We start from the raw sequence: 17267 nt of genomic DNA, 5'->3' as shown, positions 1-17267 counted from the left end.
AAGGAGAACTGCCGTGGATATCGCCTCGCGGCTGGTGCCGCTGGTCGATGAAGGCCTGGGCAACAGCGCCTACCTGCTCGACGTCGGCGACGGCCGGGCCCTGGCCGTGGACCCACCGCGCGACCTGAGAGCACTGCGGGCGGCGGCGGCCCGGCGCGGGCTGCGCGTGGCATGGGCGGCCGACACCCACCTGCACGCCGACTTCCTGTCCGGGGCCGTACAGCTGGCCGCCGACGCCGGTGCGCAGGTCCTCGCGTCCGCGGCGGGCATGCGCGCCTTCGACCACCGGGGCCTGGACGACGGCGACGAGACCGACCTCGGCGGGCTGACGCTGCGGGCGGTCGCGACGCCGGGGCACACCGACGAGCACCTGTCGTTCCTGCTGCTCGACGGTGCCGCACCGGTCGGGGTGTTCACCGGCGGATCGCTGATCGTCGGCTCCGCTGCCCGCACGGACCTGCTGGGCGAGAACCGCACCCGGGAACTGGCCCGGGCGCAGTACGCGTCGCTGCACCGCCTCGTGCAGCTGCCGGACGCCACGGCGGTGTGGCCCACGCACGGGGCGGGATCGTTCTGTTCGGCCCCGCCCGGCGCCGCCCGGACCTCCACCATCGGCCAGGAGAAGCTCGGCAACCCGCTGCTGGCCGCCGGTGACGTCGACACGTTCGTCGACCGGCTGGTGGCCTCGCTCGGCTCCTACCCGGCTTACTTCCGCCGGCTGGCCGAGATCAACCGCCGCGGACCCGCTGTCATCGGCGGCGGGCCGCAGCTGCCGGCGTTGTCCGTCGAGCAGGTCCGCCGCCTGGCCGCCGACGGTGCCGCGATCGTGGACGTACGGCCCGTCCCGGATGTGGCGCGCGGTCACCTGCCCGGGTCGGTGTCCATCCCGCTGCGAGCACAGTTCGCGACCTGGCTCGGCTGGGTCATCGAACCCGGCGTGCCCGTGGTCGTGGTCCGCAACCCCGACCAGGACCCGGCCGACATCCTGTGGCCGGCGCTGACCATCGGCGTCGAGCACATCGTCGGCGAACTCCACGGCGGCGTGCCCGCCTGGACCGCCGCCGGTGGCGACATCGTCACCACCCGCCTCGTACGCCCGGACCAGATCAACGCCCCGGTGCTCGACATCCGCCAGCGCTCCGAATACACCGCCGGGCACCTGCCCGCGGCCGTCCACCTCGAACTCGGCGAGCTCGCCGGCCGCACCGGCACCGCCCCGGCCGGACCGGCCGTCGTGATGTGCGGGCACGGCGAACGCGCCATGACCGCCGCCACCCTGCTCGAGCGTGCCGGCCGCCGGGACCTGGCCGTGCTCGTCGGCGGCCCCGGTGACTGGGCCGCCGCCACCGGCCATCACCTGCGGGAGGGCCAGTGAACCTCACCGGCCCGCCCCGGCTCGGGCTGACCGTCAACGCCGCCCAGTTCAGCCTGCTGATCGTCATCAACGCCCTCGTCGGCGGCGTGCTGGGCTCCGAACGCACCGTGCTCACCCCGCTCGCCGAACGCGAGTTCCACCTCGACGGCTACACCGCCGCGCTGACCTACATCCTCGCGTTCGGCGCCACCAAGGCCACCGCGAACTTCTTCGCCGGCACCTGGGCCGACCGCTACGGCCGCAAACCCGTCCTGCTCGCCGGCTGGCTGGCTGCCATCCCCGTCCCCGCAATGATCATCTGGGCGCCGAGCTGGGGATGGGTCGTCGCCGCGAACGTGCTGCTCGGCATCAACCAGGGCCTGTCCTGGTCGACCACCGTCATCATGAAAATCGACCTGGCCGGGCCCGAGCGCCGCGGCCTGGCCATGGGCCTCAACGAAGCCGCCGGCTACCTCGCCGTCGCCGCCACCGCCATGGCCACCGGGGCCCTGGCCGCGCAGCACGGGCTGCGCCCGGCGCCGTTCCTGCTCGCCGCCGCCTACATCGCCCTCGGTCTCGGCCTGTCGCTGGTGTTCGTCCGCGAAACCCACGGGCATGCCCAGCACGAAGCCACCACCCACCCCGGCACCGGACCCGCCGGCAGCCACGACCTCACCGCCCGGCACGTGTTCACCCTGACCAGCTGGCGCGAACCCGCCCTCGGCTCGGCCAGCCAGGCCGGGATGGTCAACAACCTCAACGACGGGCTCGCCTGGGGACTGTTCCCGGTGCTGTTCGCCGGGGCCGGGCTGTCGCTGACCCAGATCGGCACACTCGCCGCCCTCTACCCCGCCGTCTGGGGCCTCGGGCAACTCGCCACCGGACCCGCCTCCGACCGCTACGGCCGCAAACCGTTCATCGTCACCGGCATGCTGCTGCAGGCCGCCGCCCTCGCCCTCGTCGCCGTGGCCGACACCTTCCCCCTGTGGGCGCTCGCCGCGGTCCTGCTCGGCGCCGGCACCGCCGCGGTCTACCCGACCCTGCTCGCCACGATCAGCGACGTCGCCCACCCCACCTGGCGAGCCCGCGCCGTCGGCGTCTACCGCCTGTGGCGCGACGGCGGTTTCGCCGTCGGCGCCCTCCTCGCCGGGATCGTCGCCGACCTCGCCGGCGTCCGCGCCGCCGTCTGGGTCGTCGCCGCCCTCACCGCCGCGTCCGGGCTGCTCGTCTGGGCCCGCATGTACGAAACACATCCGCGGTCCTGACGCAAATGCCGTAGCGGCGTGCTGTGACCCGCGTCGATCGTCAGCCTTCCAGCCGAGTACCGGATATCTTGTCATGCAGTATATTGTGGTGATGGCAGCCAGGGCGATGACCGAACCGGCGTTCTTCATCCTCACCGCGCTGATCGACGCTCCCCGGCACGGTTACGGCATCGTCGGCGAGGTCGCCGACCTGTCCGCCGGCCGGGTCCGTCTGAAGATCGGCACGCTGTACGGGGTCCTCGACAGGCTGGTCACCGACGGCCTGGTCGAGCTGGACCGGGAAGAGCCGCACCAGGGCCGGCTACGCCGCTACTACCGGCTCACCGAGCGCGGTCTTGACGCGCTGACCACCGAGGCGACCCGGCAGGCCGCAAACGCCGAGGCCGCCACTCGACGGCTGGCGGCACATCGCCCCGCCACATCGGGAGGTCTGTGATGAGCAGTCTGCTGGAGGACCGGTATCGGCTGATTCTGCGGATGCTGCCACCCGACTACCGGCAGGCGTGGGAGGAGGACATGGTCGCCTCGTTCATGCAGGCCGCCTACGCAGCCGCACCCGACGACGTCGAGGGTGTGGAGATCAGCAGGCCGAGCGTCGCCGAGACGGCCAGCATCGCGGTCCTGGCGCAGCGGGTGCGCCTGGGTGGGGCCGGCGCTGCCCCCCGCCCGTTCGTCTGGGGTGAGGCAGTGCGGCGCGTCGCACTGATCGGCCTGCTCGCCCACGCGATCGGCGCGCTGGTCGGCGTCCTGTACGCGATCTGGACCTTCGAGCAACTGGATGGTGTCATTCCGCTGACCGATGGCGAGCCACTGTTCGCCGATCCCTGGGTGGCACTGTGGAGTCTCACCGGCCTGCTGTGGCTCCCGCCGTACCTGTCAGCGGTGCACGGCCATCATCGCGCGGCCCGCACCCTGGCCGTCATCGCCTTCCTTCCCGTGATGATCAACAGCGTCGTGGGTATGACCAACGGCCTGGATGGGTTCTCCCCGGTGGGGGTGTACTGGCTGCTCTTCGGCGCCCTGCCCGTGCTGGCCATGGCCGCCTTCGGGGCGGACGCGCCGCGCGTGCGCGCCCGGCCGTGGCTGATCGCGCTGCCGGTCGGCGTCGTGGCCGCCGTGGCGGCCACCGCCGCCCTCGCCGTCCTGGCCGCCCAGCCCCGGGTCGACCAGAATGATCTACTCCCGCTCCTGGTCCTCACCGATCAGGCCGGCCTCTGGTGCGCCGGACTGGCCGGCGCCGCCGTGGTGCACCTGAGCATCGAGCACCGCCGGCCCCGGCGGATACCGGTATGGCCGCTGGCGCTGGCGCTGCTCATCCCGCCGGTTCTCATCCTGCGGGTGATCACGCTGGTGAGCTATCTCCGCTTCACCGCGACCACCGACATCACCCTGCCCGTCGTGATCGGCGCCCTCCAGTGCGCGGCGCTGGTGGTCACCGGCGCGATGGTGGCGCGCGTCGCCGCCCGAAGGCTGCGGCGCCTGCCCGCAACCACCGAACCCGCACAGGGCCAGACCGCCCCCACCGTCATCTGACGCCTGGACGGAGCCGAGCCGGGTGCGTCCGTCGTTGAGGTGACGCTCGACCCACCGGCTAAGTGACGGGATCGCTCGGCGACCGTTCGAGAGCCGCACGCCGTGCCGTGCGGAGAACGGGCGTGCTGAGCGCTGGTCCATCGACAGCCGCGGTCGGCGTGGAACACCAGCCCGCGGGCGGGGCGACGCCGGGTCGTCCCATCGGGAGTTAGCCCGCCTCGGACCGCCCGCAGTAACAGCCCCACTAGGCTGCGGCGGTGATCGTCGACGCAGCGCAGTGGTCCCGTCTTGATGCCGAGGCTGCCGAGCAGGTGGCGAAGTCGATCGCCGTGCGCTCCGGCGCCAAGTTGGCGGAGGTCCGACCGCACGAGTACGCCGGTCGCCGCGGACCGGTCGCAATCTTCGTGGTGGGCGGCAAGCAGTTCGCGTTCGTGCCGGGCGGTGAGGTGACGGTGGGCTTCGACGGCCATCGTTTTGAGCCGACCCCGCAGCAGGAGGCCAGCTTCACGGAGGCCGGCCTTGAGGGGGACATCCGGGAGTTCACCGACTCGGTCACCTCGCGCCTGCGGACCGTGGTGGTGCCGCCGCTGCTGGTGGCGGCGGAAGCTGTCGAGGCGGGCGCCGTCGCGGTGCCGCCCGACCATCCGGACATCGTGCGACGCGTCGACCGGATCCGGCGCCGGCCACGACCGGCGGCAGAACCCGCGCCGGGGCAGGTCGAGTGGTCGGGCACCGCCCGCGCGATCCTTCGACCGGACTGGACGGTCGAGGCCGCCTGGTTGCTCGGCAGCCCCTCCTACAACGGCGAGGTCGCCCGGCTGGCCGGGCTGGGGCAGCGGCTGCTGACACCGGACGAATGGGAACACGCGTGCGGCGCCGGCGCCACGACCCTGTTCCGATGGGGAGCCGCCAATCCGGACAGCGACCCGTGGTCGGCGGCGACGGGCCCGCACCGCGGGCCCAATCTCTTCGGCCTGAGCATCGGGCAGGACCCCTACCGCGAGGAGCGCACCTCGGTTCGCGACGTGGTGTGCGGGGGTGACGGCGGGAGCGTCGTTTGTGGTGGTGCCGGCAGCTTCCTGTCCTGGCTGACGATCGCTACCGCGTATCGCGACCTCCACTATGCGGCCGAGGTGGCGAGCGACGACAGCTTCGGCACGATGCGGCTCCGCCCGGCGATTCCGTTGGTGTGAAACAGGTCTGCGGCAGGCGACTCACGGCAGATCCGCACGCCCGCTCACGCCGACGTGGCCGGCGCCGGCGGGAGTCAGCGTCGGGGCAGGACGAGGAGGGTGAGTGAGTCTGCCGGGTAGGTCGCCTCGATGGTGCCCCGGTTCGCGGCCACATCGTCGCCGCGCACGATCGAGGTCAGGTCGGCCGGGCCGTAGGTGTAGCGCTGCGCCGTACCGTTGCGGTTGACGCCGGTGATCGACAGGGCCGAGGTCAGGTCCTCGCTCGTCTTGTTGATGACCATCAGGGTCAGCGCCTTGTCGGAGGAGCGCTGCGCGGCGAACACCGACAGCTGCCCTTGGTCGCTGCTGGTCGCCGACACGCTGACGTCGCCGAAACGGCCCCCCGCGCCGTCGTAGTTGCGGTACATCCGGAATGCGAAGGCGCCGGGCTGTTGCGGCTGCGGTTCACCCCACATGGTCGCGAGGTCGAGCGCCTCGCGCCCGAAGATGCCGAGGACCTCGGCCTGCGTCAGGGCACCGTTGATGTGGTCGAGCGCACCGAAGTTGTACTCGGTGATGGCGGTCTTCGTGCCGGGGTAGTACCCGGCGATCCAGTCCTTCATCGTCCGGATGAACTGCAGCGGCGGGGCGTTGACGCCGGTGGGGCCGATCCACGATTCCTCGACGTACGTCGGGTCCCACAGCGAGCGGGTGGACCGCAGCCGCAGCGCGTTGGCGTCCGGGTCTGTGCCACCGCCGATCTGCGGGTAGTAGTGCTGGTCGAAGTAGTGCAGGAAGCGCCGTCCGCCGTGGGCGTCGCTGAAGTCCTTCATGTTCTTGAGGTACCACTGGGACAGGTTCAGCCCGCCGTGCGCGGCCGCGTCGGCGCCCAGCGCGCACCCGTCCACTCCCGACGAGATCCACTCGCAGTAGCCCCAGCCGGACGGACCGAGCACGGCGGCGGTCGGATCGGCCTTCTTGATGGCCGCGGCTGTCGCTGTGCCCTTGCTGCCCAGCTCGTCGTAGGTCACCAGCTCGGGGTGCACGTCACGGTGCGTGGAGGCCCACAGCACCGGCTCGTTGTCGAGCTCGTAGATCTTCACACCGCCCTGCGCCGCCGTGCCGAACCGGCTCACCAGGTGCGACACCATCTCGCCGTCGAACGACGCGTCGGCCGGGACGGAGGTGTCCGTCGGGTCGGCCCCGGTCAGGTTGGTGTCGTTGAGCCGGCCGTTGCCGCAGTTCGGGTCCCACTGGTCGAAGCTGTCCTGCTCCGGGAACCGGGTCGCCGGAAAACCACAGGCGAACGGGTGCTCCCGCGGTGAGTCCTTGGCGACCCAGCCGACCATCGGCACAGTGACGATCTGCTTGGCCCCGCGGGCCCGGCTCCGCTCGACGAACGCCTCGACCGTGTTCTCCGGACCGGCCACGATGTTCTCGAAGAACCAGTCGCTACCGGTGTTGTAGGTCTGGTTCTTGAAGTTGTAGCGGCTGCTGGCGTTGCCACCCCAGCGCGCCACCGGCAGGCCGATCTCGGCGGCGAACGCCGGCTCGGCACCGTTCATGCCATAGATGTCCGGGCTGATCCGGTGCCGGGCGGCGGACACGTCGACCGACAGCGTGAGCGTGGCGGCCGCCGCGGCCGGCGCCGGGACGACCTGGGTGGTCACCACCGTCGCCACCAGGGACAACGCCACCCCGGTTGCCGTGGCCCGGCGCAACCTCCGCTGCCGTCGAGCGCGCATGACAGACCCCCACCATCGATCATCCATCGACAAACGTCGAGCTAAGCTTTGCCGGGCGGCACCTCCGCAGTCAAGCGGCGACGGTGTACGTGCGGAACCGGACCGGCGCCTGCCGGGCGGAGGCGGTCTATAGTGGACGGGTGCTGGGAGTCGTCGCGGCCGCGCTTGGCGGGCCTGAGGTGTTGCAGGTGACTGAACTGCCCGAGCCCGAGGCGGGGCCCGGGCAGGTGGTGGTCCGGACCCGCGCGGTCTGTGTGCACCCGGCCGACATCGCCGCCACCACCGGAGAAATTCCCCGCGGGCCGGTGCCGCCGCCGTTCCTGCCCGGGTGGGACATCGCCGGCGAGGTGGCCTCGGTCGGCCCCGACACCGCAGGGTTCCGGGTGGGTGATCGTGTCGTCGGGATGATTCCGTGGTACTCGACCCGGGGTGCACCGGGTGGTTATGCCGAGTTCGTGGCCGCCGACGCGGACTGGCTGGTGCCGTTGCCGGACGAGCTCGACTTCGTGTCCGCGGCCACGGTGCCGCTCAACGCCCAGACCGCACACCAGGGGCTGTCACTGGTGTCATTGGCCATGCTGCCGGCCGGCAGCAGCATTCTGGTCACCGGCGCCAGCGGCGGTGTCGGCGGCTTCGCCACCCAGCTTGCCGTTCAGGGCGGCTACCGTGTCCTGGCACAGGCCAGCCACGGGGACGAGCAATGGGTCCACGGTCTCGGCGCCCACGAGGTAGTTTCCCGTTCCGCCGATCTGGCCACGGTGGGGCCGGTGGCCGCGGTGTTCGACGCGGTCCCCATCGGCGAGGCGGCGGCCGCCGCCGTCGAGGACAACGGAGTCGTGATCACCACCCGGCCCACACCGGCCATCGTTCCGGCCCGTGGTGTGCGCCAGGAGCTGCAACTCATCCGGCTCGACCGCGAACTGCTGGCCGACCTGGTGGGGCAGGTGGCGGCGGGACAGCTGCGCACGCGAGTGGCGGCCACGATGCCGTTGACCGAAGCGGCCGACGCCCACCGGCGGGTATCGGCCGGTGGCCTGCGCGGAAAGCTCGTGCTGACGGTGGGCTGAGCGAGGCCGCGGCGCCGCGGGGCCGGCAGGAACGCCGGAACGACGTTCCTGGTGATCCCGTCACCAGGAACGTCGTGCGCCGTTCGGCAGGCGCTACGAGGCGAGCTTGATGTAGTAGCGCGCCACGCCTGTGCTGTTGAGGCGCCGTTTCGCGAAGACGCCGTCGCGGCCGCCGTTGGGGTTGGTGACGTTGCCCTCGATGGTGTAGTAGTAGCCGTTCCCGACGGACGTGATGATGGCCAGGTGGTCCCAGACGCTGTCGCCGTCCCACTTGTAGGCCACCAGGTCCCCGGCGCGCGGTCCCGATCCGGGCGCCAGTCCCTTTCTGCGTGCGGCCGCGTCGCTGACCCAGTCGCCCACCCAGGCGCTCTTCTCGGTCGAGGCGCCGGCCATCCAGGAGACCCAGGTAACGAACGCCGCGCACCACGAGGTGGTCGCCGTGTCATGGCTGCCGAGGCCGGGCTGACTGAAGTACTTGTTCGCGGCTGCGGTGCCCTCCAGGGTGCCGATCTGGCCCGCGGCGATCTGGTAGATCGTGGCGTAGGGCACCGACGCCTGGGCGGGCGCACCCACGAGCAGCGTCGCCACCATGCCGACGATCCCGGCCACGGCGGCCACGGCGCTCTTCCGGATACGAATGGATGACATTTCGATTCTCCGATCGATGAGGGGTCAAGAGATGAGGTGACTGCGTCGGGGCGGACGCCGGGCGACGCTCGTTGTCATGTCGTTTGAATGATTCCGATCTGCATGGAGGCGGAGATCTCCTGACGCAGCGGGACGTCGTAGGCACCGCCGTAGACGTTGATCCAGACGCCCGGGGAAACGGAGGCCGGCGGCGCGAAGCAGACCGAATAGCTGGATGCCCCGATGCCCGACGCGGCACACGAACCGTTGCTCACCCGGTCACTCGTGATGACCGCCGAGGCCGACCTGGTCGCCGTCGACCGGTTCCGGACGAGGACCGCACCCTGGTAGTAGCTGCCGCCGTTGTCGATGATGCAGGCCTGGATGGAGAACACCCGGCCGTTTGTCGTGGCACCGCAATACCACTTGTCGGTGATGGCCGGACTGGTCCGCCAGCCGACCGGCGCAGCCGCCTCCGCCGGTGCCCCCAGCAGCAGTGTCGCGCCGGCGGCGGTACACATGACGATGCTGGTCATGAGCTTTTTCATTCCGTCACTCCCCTGAAATTGGTATTCCGCACCGGCCGGCCGCCCGCCGTGCACATACCTGCGACAACCGTGACGGTCGCCTATGGCTGTCGGGATCCCGCCGGGACGATGGCCACATCCTGACCGGACCGGCATGTGGATCGGCTGTGGAAATGCTGCGGCCCGCCTGGTCCCCCCGGATCTGCCCCTCGGCTGGTGCCTGAATGGCCGGACCGAGCTGCGGAAACACCGCTTCGGCCGGCCGTGCCGCAGCATTTCCGCAGCCGATCCGCAGGTCCGGTTTCCTACGCTCCGGCCAGCGGGTGGCCCACCGGCAAACGCGCACGGATCGTCACCGTCACCACAGGAGGAATGACATGAGCAGGCTCAGCAGGACGGCTACCAGGACCATGGTGATCGCGGCGGCGGCAGCTCTGGCGGGCGGATTGACAGCCATCCCGGCCCAGGCGGCGTCCAGCGGCGGCGGATGCACCAACCGGTCGGCCGGCGGCACCACGATCAGCGCCTGCATCTCGTACTCGGCGGACTTCGTCCGCCCGGACTACTACGTCGATGTACGAGGCGCCGACTGCAAGGGCGTCACCTGGTACATGATCGACAACGGGTCCGTGCGGCAACAGGGCATCGGCACGTGCAGCAGGGGCCACTGGGGTCCGTACCCGTGGTTCGTCGCCACGATCACCGGCAGCCACTACTACTACATGAAGATCGTCGCGAACACCGGACCGACGGTGTACTCCCCCAACCTGTACGTCTCCCCATAGCCCTGTCCCGGAGCGACGGGTATTTCGCGGTTCACGTCGTCCGCGCACCCTCCAGTCTGGCTCTGACGCCGGCGGCATCGGGGTGGTCGAGGTCGTCGAGAATGGTCAGTGCCTGCTGGTACGCGGCGTCGGCGGCGCACCGGTCGCCGGCGGCGCTGTACGTGTCGCCGAGACTTACCCGTACGGTCGCCTCGTAGTACCGATCGCCCAGTTCCCGGTACATGTCCAGCGCGCGCTGGTAACACTCGACTGCGGCGGCGTACTCGCCGCGAATGTGTCGGGTGTAGCCGAGACTGTCCCAGGTGGTGGCCTGCCCCTGCCGGTCGCCGGTGCGCCGGTGCAGGGCCAGAGCCAGCCCGCACCGGCGCAGCGCCGTGCGGTGGTCTCCCAGTTGGGCATACAGCCAGCCGATGTTGTTCAGCGAGTTGGCCTGGCCTGGCTCGTTGCCGGCCTGCCGGTAGAGATCGAGGGCTTCCTCAGCGTGGCGCAGCGCGTCGCTCAACAGCCCTTGCCGCACGTAGACCTCACCGAGGTTCAGGTGCGCGTGGGCCTGGCCGACCTGATCGCCGATCGCCGTATGCAGCTCGACCGCCTCCTTCAAGGAGCTTTCGGCCTCGTCGTAGCGAGCCAGCCGGATCAGTGCCAGGGCGAGCGCGCGATACGCCGCGGCTTGCGCGTCGCGTTCGCCGGTGCGAAGGGCCGCGGCCAACCCTGTCTGCTGGGCCGCGAGCCACTCCCGCCAAAGTCCCTGCCATTTGAAGTATGTCCGGAACGTCGCGGCCAGTTGCCAGGCATGCTGGTCCAGGCCCCAGGTGGCGGCCAGGTCGACCGCCGCCAGGAGAACCGAACGCTGCGCGCCGAACCAGGCCCGGGCCCGTTCACGATCGGCGATCTTCTCCGGCTCGACGCCCGGTTGGGTGCGCACCATGGTGAATCCGGTGCCGGCAGGCTGCAACTGCCGTTCCGCGGCGTACGCGGTGTGCAGATAATGGTCGAGCACCCTGCGGATCGCGGCCAGACGCTGCTCGTACCCGTCGTGCAGCTTCACCAACTCGAGCGCGTATGCGCGCAGCAGGTCGTGGAACGCGTACCGGCCCGGTCCCGTTTCGATGATCAGGTGTGCGCCGACCAGTTCGGCCAGCGATGCGCGTACGCGCGAGACGGGCAGCCCGGCGAGACTGGCCACGGCGGGCTCCGCCGTCGCCGGGCCGGGCGCGAGGGCCAGCAACCGGAACAGCCGGGCCGCGCCGTCGCTGAGGATCTCGTACGACCAGGAGAACACCGTCCGCACGTCAGCGGCGGGATCGCCGGAGGAGAACGCATCCAGGGTGTCCGGAGCCTGGCGCAGCTGCGCCGCTATCGCCGTGAGCGGGCGCCGGGGCTGAACGACCGCCTGGGCCGCCACGATGGCCATGCCCAGCGGCAGCCCGGCGCACCGGCTGATGATCTCCTCGACCGCCTGGGGTTCGGCCGCCAGCCGCGCTTCGCCCAGGCGGCGGGACAGCAGGTCGTACGCCTCGTCGTGGGTGAACAAAGCCAGTTCGACATGGTGGATGCCGCCGGTGGCGACCAGCCCGGCCAGGCGATTGCGACTGGTGATCAGGACCAGGCAGCCGGGCGTGGCCGGCAGCAACGGTCGGACCTGCGCGCTGTCGCGGGCGTTGTCCAGCACGACCAGCACCCGCCGGCCAGCGAGCAGGCTTCGGTAGAGTCCGGCCTTCGCGTCCAGGCTCATCGGAATGCGCCCCGGCGGCACGTCGAAGGCATCCAGGAAGGTACGCAGGCCCTCGCCGGGCTCCACCGGCGCACCAGCGGGGTCAAATCCCCGCAGGTCAAGGTACAGCTGGCCGTCCGGGAACCGATCGGACATCCGGCGCGCCGCTCGCACGGCCAGGGTGGTCTTGCCGACGCCCGCGGCGCCCGAGACGGCGCAGATCACCGTCGTCCGGTCCGTGTGGTCGGCCGGCAGCGCGTCCAGTCGCGCAAGCTCCTCCACCCGGCCGGCGAATCCCGGTACGCCCACGGGTAGCTGGACGGGCACCACGGCCGCCGGCGTCGGGGTGGGCGCAACGGCCGCGGCGAGCTCGCCGCGCAGTATCGCCTCGTACAACTTCTGCAGGTCGGCGCTCTGGTCAGTGCCGTACTCGTCGGCCAGCCGACGCCGGTGCGTCCGGCAGAGCTCCAGCGCCTCGCTGGGCCGGCCGGCGGTGATCATCGCGCGCATCAGGGCCGCGGTCAGTGGTTCCAGCAGCGGGTGCGCCTCGGCCAGTTCGGGCAGCATGCCGAGCACTTCTCCGGGGTTTCCGACCCGTACCTCGGCCTCGGCCCAGGCCGCGACCGCGTCCAGCCGTTCCCGGCCGAGATGTTCCCGGATCCGCTCGGCCCAGTCGCCGGCCAGGCCGGTGAGCGGCTCGCCGCGCCACAGTGCGATCGCCTGCCGCAACAGCTCCGCCCGCTGCTGGTCCGAGCACCCGGCGTCGCGGGCCTGGCGGACGAGGCGGCGGAACAGGTGCAGGTCGACCTGGTTCCGATCGACGTCCAGCCGGTACCCACCCGGAAACTTGACCACCGCCACCGACGACCCGGCCGTGGCGGCCCGTTCGAGGACGCGCCGGATCCGGCTGACGTGGCTGCCGAGTGTCCTGATCGCATGCCCGGGCGGGCTCTCGCCCCAGACCCGTTCCACCAGGGTTGTCGACGGGACCACCCGGCCCGCGTCGACCAGCAACGCCGCCAGAACGGTGCGGCGGCGGGGCTCGCCGATGTCGAACACCAGCCCGTCGGCCCGCACCTCCACCGGTCCGAGCAGCCGTATCTCTGTCCCCATATGCCCCGTCCAGCCGACCCGCACCAGCTCCATCGACAGTAGTCGACCTCAAGGCCGGGCGACGGTCATCCGCACCGCGGCGGGCACCCCGAAAGCCGGTAGCAGCCCTTGCCCGGTGCATCGCGCGCAGACTACGGGAGCGCTCCCATGCTAGCTTCCTCGTATTCACCGTGATCGCTGCGTACCGGGGGGCGCTGTGTCCGATGTGGTCACCGAGCCGGCAACGAGGTCATCGGTTGTCCGGGTCCTGCGGCACGAGTGGACCGTCGCCACCGTCGGCTCGGTGCTGCTCGCGATCGTCATGGTGTGGCTGCTCCCGCCGTACGCGAGCCGGCTCGTCACCGGCGGCGTCAAGCAGGAGACCATCGCCGACCCGGTGCACACCATCATCGGCGACACCGGTGACCCGCCGGCGCAGGCCTGGCTGGTCGCCTGGAACGGCCAGTCCCTGCGGCACGGCCTGCGCGGATGGTGGCACACCAACGCGTTCTACCCCGACTCCTTCGGCCTGGCGTACACCGACACGCTCTTCGGGTACGCGCCGGCCGGGCTGATCGGCCAGGGCGTGACGGCCGCCGTGCTGCGCTACAACGTCCTGTTCGTGCTGACCTTCGCGCTGGCGTTCCTCGGCGGCTACGCGATGCTGCGCCAGCTGGGCGCCGAACGGGTGGCCGCCGCGCTGGCCGGCGCCGCTCTCGCCTACGCGCCCTGGCGCTACGACCACGCCGGTCACCTGAACATCATGTCCACCGGCGGCATCACCCTCGCCGTGGCGATGCTCGCCCGCGGCCACGGCTGGTCACTGACCCGCGGTCACCGCGGCGAGCGGATCCGGCCCGGCTGGGCGGTGGCCGGCTGGCTGGTCGCGGCCTGGCAGGTGAGTCTCGGCTTCGCCATCGGTATCGGTTTCGTCTACCTGCTCGCCGTCGCCTGCCTGTGCGCGGCGATCGGCTGGCTCGTGCGGGGGCGCCCGCCACTGGGCCGCCGGCTGATCCTCGCCGACCTCGCCGGCGGGCTGATCTTCACCGCGGTCACCGCCTTCTTCGCGTACGGCTACCGGCAGGTCCGCGAGCTGTACCCGGAGGTGGCCCGGTCCTGGGACTACGTTGCCGTGTTCTCGCCGACACCGCGCGGCTTGCTCGTCGCACCGCAGTACTCCCTGCCCTGGGGCACCCTGCACAACGACGCCCGGGCCGCCCTCGGCAGCGCCGCGAACGAGAAGGCGCTGCTGTGCGGGTACGCGCTGTATCTCCTGGCGCTCGGCGGGCTCTTCCTCTCGGCGTGGTCGGTGCGGCAGCGCCTGCTTCTTCTCGCCGGCGCGGTCCTCGGGATCCTGTTCGCGCTCGGTACGAACGGACCCACGTACCGCTTCCTGCATCTGTACGTGCCCGGCTTCGACGGCAGCCGTACCCCCGGCCGGTTGATCCTTTGGCCGACCATCTGCCTGGCGGTCCTCGCCGCCGGCCTGCTCACCGAGCTTGCCCGGGCGGCCCGGGCGGCGACGCTGCCGCAGTGGCAGACGATCGCCGTCCGGGTCCTGACCATCCCACCGTTGCTGCTGGTCCTCGCCGAGGGCATGCCGGACATGGATCACCCGGACACGCCGGTCGCACCCGCCGCGTTCGCCATGGCATCGGCACCGGTGATGGTGCTGCCCTCCGACGAGGGCGTCGACACCAACGTCCTGCTCTGGTCGACCGACGGTTTCCCGCTGATGGTCAACGGGTCGTCCGGCTTCAACCCGCCCAACCACCAGGCGCTCCGCGACCTGATGCAGACCTTTCCCAGCGAGCCGAGCCTGGAACGGCTACGCCGGCTCGCTGTCCGCTGCGTGGTCGTGGTGCGCGACCGGGTCCACGGCACGCCGTACGAGGCGGTGCTGCAGGCACCGACCCCGCCCGGCGTCATCCGGCAGGACATCGGCCCGGACGTCCTCTACACCATCACACCGGTCACGACCTGATCCATCGCTGGTTGCTGCCGCCGTTGCAGGTCCACAGGCCGACGGTCGTGCCGTTGGCCGTCGCCGCGCCGGTCACGTCCAGGCACAGGCCGGACTGGACGCCGGTGATGGTGCCGTCGGCGTTGATCCGCCACTGCTGGTTGGCGCCACCGGTGCAGGACCAGATCCGCACCTGGGCGCCGGCGGAGGCGTTCGCAGCGTCGAGGCACTTGGTGCCGTACACGGTCAGCTGGTTGCTCGAGGTAACCGTCCATCTCTGGTTGGCGCCGCCGTTGCAGTCCCAGATCTGCACGACCGCACCGTCGGCCTGGCTCTGGGCGTTGACGTCCAGGCAGCGGTTGGCGCCCGCGCCGCGGATCTCACCGGTGGGAGTCGTGCCGCCCCCGAGCGGGGTGATGGACAGGTTGTCGAACTGGGCCGTCACGCCCTGGCCGGTGGCGTAGCCGATCTGGCCGGCGACCCACGCCGAGTCCGAGACGCTGCCCACGGTCGTGCCGTCGACGGCCGCGGTCAGAGTGCTGCCGTTGAGCGTCAGGGCCAGCTTGTGCCAGCGGCCGGTGCCCAGGGCCGCCGTGGTCCCGCCGGCCAGGGTGCGCTGGTTGCCGGCGGTGTTGTTGCTGCGGATCGACCACGAGCCGTTGTCGGCCACCCGCAGGTAGTAGGCGTTGAGGTTCTGCGGGCCGTCGTGGTTGTAGTTGCCGGCCCGGCCGACGAGCTGGGCGTAGCCGCTCTTCTCCAGCATGACGTCGGTGGACACGGTGTAGTTGCGCCAGTTGACGTCACCGAGCAGGGTGAACGGCTCGGCGTGGCCGGAGGTCCAGAAGATCGGTGCCTGTTCCGACATCTGGCGGATGCACTGACCGGTACGGCCACCGCCGCACGCGGCCACCTCGAACGAGCCCTGGTGGTCCGACAGGTACTTCGCCTGCCGGCCGGTCGGGTAGCCGTCGAAGTCGTCGGCGTACGGCAGCGCGAGAGCGCCCTGCGCGGGGCTGGTCGCCGTGCCCTTGCCCGCTGTGGTGGTGGTCGTGATGCTGTAGACGTAGCCGGGCTGGACGGTCAGCGAGTACGAGCCGTTCGACGGCGTGATGTCGGTGCGCCGGACGAAACGGTCGGCCGGGTTGCTCGACCTGACGTTGGTGGACCACACGCGCACGGTCCCGGTCGACAGGCCGCCGGTGACGCTGAACTGGAGGTCCTGGGCCGAGCCGGCGTCCATCGTCTCGATGACGGTGCTGTAGTCGCCGTTGGTGGGAGACCTCAGCGAGACGTAGCTGCCGTTGTTGCGGTTACCCCCGAGGTATCCGGAGGCGCTGTCGAGATAGCGCCATCCGGGTGCGGTGAACTGGGTCGTGTGGGCCATGACCCAGGTGCTCGTACCGATCGAGTAGTAGCCGGACCAGGGTTGCGGCGCCATGGCCACGCCCGTGGTGGCCCAGGGGATGTTCGGGGTGATCGCGGCGATGACCGGCCAGTTGAGGTACGCGGTCATCTTCCCGTCGAGGTAGTCGCGGTTGATGCCGCGGGCCAGCGCCGGCGCGCCCGCGTGGTGGTCGTCGGAGCCGTTCTCGCTGGCCCACAGCGTCTTGCCGGAGTTCACCGCGTTGGCCGAGCTCGGGCAGGAGGTCTGCGCGCTGCGGTAGCCGCAGACATAGTGGCTGCCGACCACCGAGATGGCCGCGCCGAACGCCGGGTCGCGCAGCGCGTCGTCCGCCGAGCCCCAGCCGAAGTCGTCCGACGCCACGATCTTCACGCCCGCGTACCCGCGTGCGTTCAGGGCCGAGCGCAGGTTCTTGTACCAGGTCAGGTCCCGGCCGCGCTCGTTCCAGCCGCCGAGGTAGTCGATGGTCAGGCCGTGGGAGGTGGCGCAGCCGAGCCACGCGATCAGGTAGTCGATCGAGTCGTTGGACCAGAAGTTGCCGTTGCCGATCCAGCCCGGCGCGCCCCAGGACAACCCGACGAGCTTGATGTTCGGGTTACGCGCCTTGGCCTGGCCCATCATCCACCACTCGTACCCGCGGTCGCAGTTCACGGCGCCCCGGGTGTGCTCGTGGCTCGGCTCGGCGCCGGAGGTCGAGTTGGTGTCTCCCCCGATCTCCACCTTCATGATCTGCATCGCCGCGCCGTAACCCGGCTTGAACAGGTAGTCGAGGATGTCGCTGCGCTGTGGTTCGGGATAGTCGAACAGCAGGCGGCTGTTGCCGCCGCCGCCGCTGATCGCGCCGACGCCGTCGAACACCCGCCCTCCCGACGAGCCGTTGATGGTGACGGCCGTGGCGGCCTGCGCCGGGGCGGGGTACGCGACCAGTGCGCCGGCCAGTGCCAGCAGCAGGCTCGCGGCCGCTGCCCAGCCGCGACGCAGCCGGCGGTTCGACCGGTCGACCTCACGTGTTGTCATCAGA

General features: G+C 71.0%; 13 protein-coding genes. 8 read left to right on the top strand and 5 right to left on the bottom strand.

All coding sequences use genetic code 11. The features are described from left to right. Nucleotides 1-13: 13 nt before the first annotated feature. The 5 genes from ACIBQZ_RS39780 (at nucleotide 14) to ACIBQZ_RS39760 (ending at nucleotide 5345) form a co-directional block, all read left to right on the top strand. Entirely contained in the window at nucleotides 14-1375 is a 1362-nt protein-coding gene (locus tag ACIBQZ_RS39780) for a rhodanese-like domain-containing protein (protein ID WP_396094128.1), read from the top strand. Further along, nucleotides 1372-2619, top strand: coding sequence for an MFS transporter (locus tag ACIBQZ_RS39775; protein WP_396094127.1), 1248 nt, complete (start codon nucleotides 1372-1374; stop codon nucleotides 2617-2619). The genes ACIBQZ_RS39780 and ACIBQZ_RS39775 overlap by 4 nt, the downstream gene beginning before the upstream one ends. A 91-nt stretch (nucleotides 2620-2710) precedes the next feature. Next, complete coding sequence (locus ACIBQZ_RS39770; protein ID WP_396094126.1) at nucleotides 2711-3055, top strand: PadR family transcriptional regulator; 345 nt, start codon at nucleotides 2711-2713, stop codon at nucleotides 3053-3055. Then, a complete protein-coding gene (locus ACIBQZ_RS39765; RefSeq protein ID WP_396094125.1) occupies nucleotides 3055-4152 on the top strand; it encodes a hypothetical protein in 1098 nt (365 codons plus the stop codon). Before ACIBQZ_RS39770 ends, ACIBQZ_RS39765 begins: the two co-directional genes overlap by 1 nt. Nucleotides 4153-4409: 257 nt before the next feature. Continuing rightward, entirely contained in the window at nucleotides 4410-5345 is a 936-nt protein-coding gene (locus tag ACIBQZ_RS39760) for a hypothetical protein (RefSeq protein WP_396094124.1), read from the top strand. Nucleotides 5346-5419: 74 nt separating this feature from the next. On the opposite strand, the gene ACIBQZ_RS39755 is transcribed toward ACIBQZ_RS39760, so the two are convergent. Then, on the bottom strand, nucleotides 5420-7069 hold the full coding sequence (locus ACIBQZ_RS39755) for a glycoside hydrolase family 44 protein (RefSeq protein ID WP_396094123.1): 1650 nt from the start codon (nucleotides 7067-7069) through the stop codon (nucleotides 5420-5422). Nucleotides 7070-7152: 83 nt separating this feature from the next. On the opposite strand from ACIBQZ_RS39755, the gene ACIBQZ_RS39750 reads away from it, so the two are divergent. After that, nucleotides 7153-8136 carry an NADP-dependent oxidoreductase gene (locus tag ACIBQZ_RS39750; RefSeq protein ID WP_396094122.1) on the top strand — a complete coding sequence of 328 codons (984 nt, stop codon included), beginning with the start codon at nucleotides 7153-7155 and terminating at the stop codon, nucleotides 8134-8136. A gap of 93 nt (nucleotides 8137-8229) precedes the next feature. Here ACIBQZ_RS39750 and ACIBQZ_RS39745 read toward each other — a convergent pair whose 3' ends face one another. Together ACIBQZ_RS39745 and ACIBQZ_RS39740 are read right to left on the bottom strand one after the other, a co-directional pair. Continuing rightward, on the bottom strand, nucleotides 8230-8784 hold the full coding sequence (locus ACIBQZ_RS39745; RefSeq protein ID WP_396094120.1) for a CHAP domain-containing protein: 555 nt from the start codon (nucleotides 8782-8784) through the stop codon (nucleotides 8230-8232). 74 nt (nucleotides 8785-8858) lie between these two features. Continuing rightward, nucleotides 8859-9299 (bottom strand): hypothetical protein, encoded by a 441-nt coding sequence (locus tag ACIBQZ_RS39740; protein WP_396094119.1) that lies wholly within the window; start codon nucleotides 9297-9299, stop codon nucleotides 8859-8861. Between the two features lie 368 nt (nucleotides 9300-9667). Here ACIBQZ_RS39740 and ACIBQZ_RS39735 point away from each other — a divergent pair, with 368 nt between their 5' ends. Beyond that, nucleotides 9668-10075, top strand: a complete 408-nt coding sequence (locus tag ACIBQZ_RS39735; protein WP_396094118.1) for a hypothetical protein — start codon at nucleotides 9668-9670, stop codon at nucleotides 10073-10075. Nucleotides 10076-10106: 31 nt separating this feature from the next. Here the strand turns inward: ACIBQZ_RS39735 and ACIBQZ_RS39730 are convergent, their stop codons facing one another. After that, a complete protein-coding gene (locus ACIBQZ_RS39730; RefSeq protein ID WP_396094117.1) occupies nucleotides 10107-12902 on the bottom strand; it encodes a BTAD domain-containing putative transcriptional regulator in 2796 nt (931 codons plus the stop codon). A gap of 196 nt (nucleotides 12903-13098) precedes the next feature. Here ACIBQZ_RS39730 and ACIBQZ_RS39725 point away from each other — a divergent pair, with 196 nt between their 5' ends. Beyond that, nucleotides 13099-14865 carry a hypothetical protein gene (locus tag ACIBQZ_RS39725; protein ID WP_396094116.1) on the top strand — a complete coding sequence of 589 codons (1767 nt, stop codon included), beginning with the start codon at nucleotides 13099-13101 and terminating at the stop codon, nucleotides 14863-14865. Here ACIBQZ_RS39725 and ACIBQZ_RS39720 read toward each other — a convergent pair. Then, entirely contained in the window at nucleotides 14855-17263 is a 2409-nt protein-coding gene (locus tag ACIBQZ_RS39720; protein WP_396094115.1) for a ricin-type beta-trefoil lectin domain protein, read from the bottom strand. The two genes, ACIBQZ_RS39725 and ACIBQZ_RS39720, sit on opposite strands and share 11 nt — an antisense overlap. Nucleotides 17264-17267: the final 4 nt, after the last annotated feature.

Source organism: Actinoplanes sp. NPDC049599 (genome assembly GCF_044465625.1).
Classification (GTDB): domain Bacteria; phylum Actinomycetota; class Actinomycetes; order Mycobacteriales; family Micromonosporaceae; genus Actinoplanes.
This window is presented reverse-complemented; position numbering and strand designations above follow the sequence as displayed.

Bases quoted from the DNA above. Each gene is read 5' to 3' on its own strand.
- ACIBQZ_RS39735 (WP_396094118.1), top strand. From the start codon at position 9,668: ATGAGCAGGCTCAGCAGGACGGCTACCAGGACCATGGTGATCGCGGCG.
- ACIBQZ_RS39755 (WP_396094123.1), bottom strand. From the start codon at position 7,069: ATGCGCGCTCGACGGCAGCGGAGGTTGCGCCGGGCCACGGCAACCGGG.
- ACIBQZ_RS39745 (WP_396094120.1), bottom strand. From the start codon at position 8,784: ATGTCATCCATTCGTATCCGGAAGAGCGCCGTGGCCGCCGTGGCCGGG.
- ACIBQZ_RS39740 (WP_396094119.1), bottom strand. From the start codon at position 9,299: ATGACCAGCATCGTCATGTGTACCGCCGCCGGCGCGACACTGCTGCTG.
- ACIBQZ_RS39770 (WP_396094126.1), top strand. From the start codon at position 2,711: ATGGCAGCCAGGGCGATGACCGAACCGGCGTTCTTCATCCTCACCGCG.
- ACIBQZ_RS39720 (WP_396094115.1), bottom strand. From the start codon at position 17,263: ATGACAACACGTGAGGTCGACCGGTCGAACCGCCGGCTGCGTCGCGGC.
- ACIBQZ_RS39730 (WP_396094117.1), bottom strand. From the start codon at position 12,902: ATGGGGACAGAGATACGGCTGCTCGGACCGGTGGAGGTGCGGGCCGAC.
- ACIBQZ_RS39765 (WP_396094125.1), top strand. From the start codon at position 3,055: ATGAGCAGTCTGCTGGAGGACCGGTATCGGCTGATTCTGCGGATGCTG.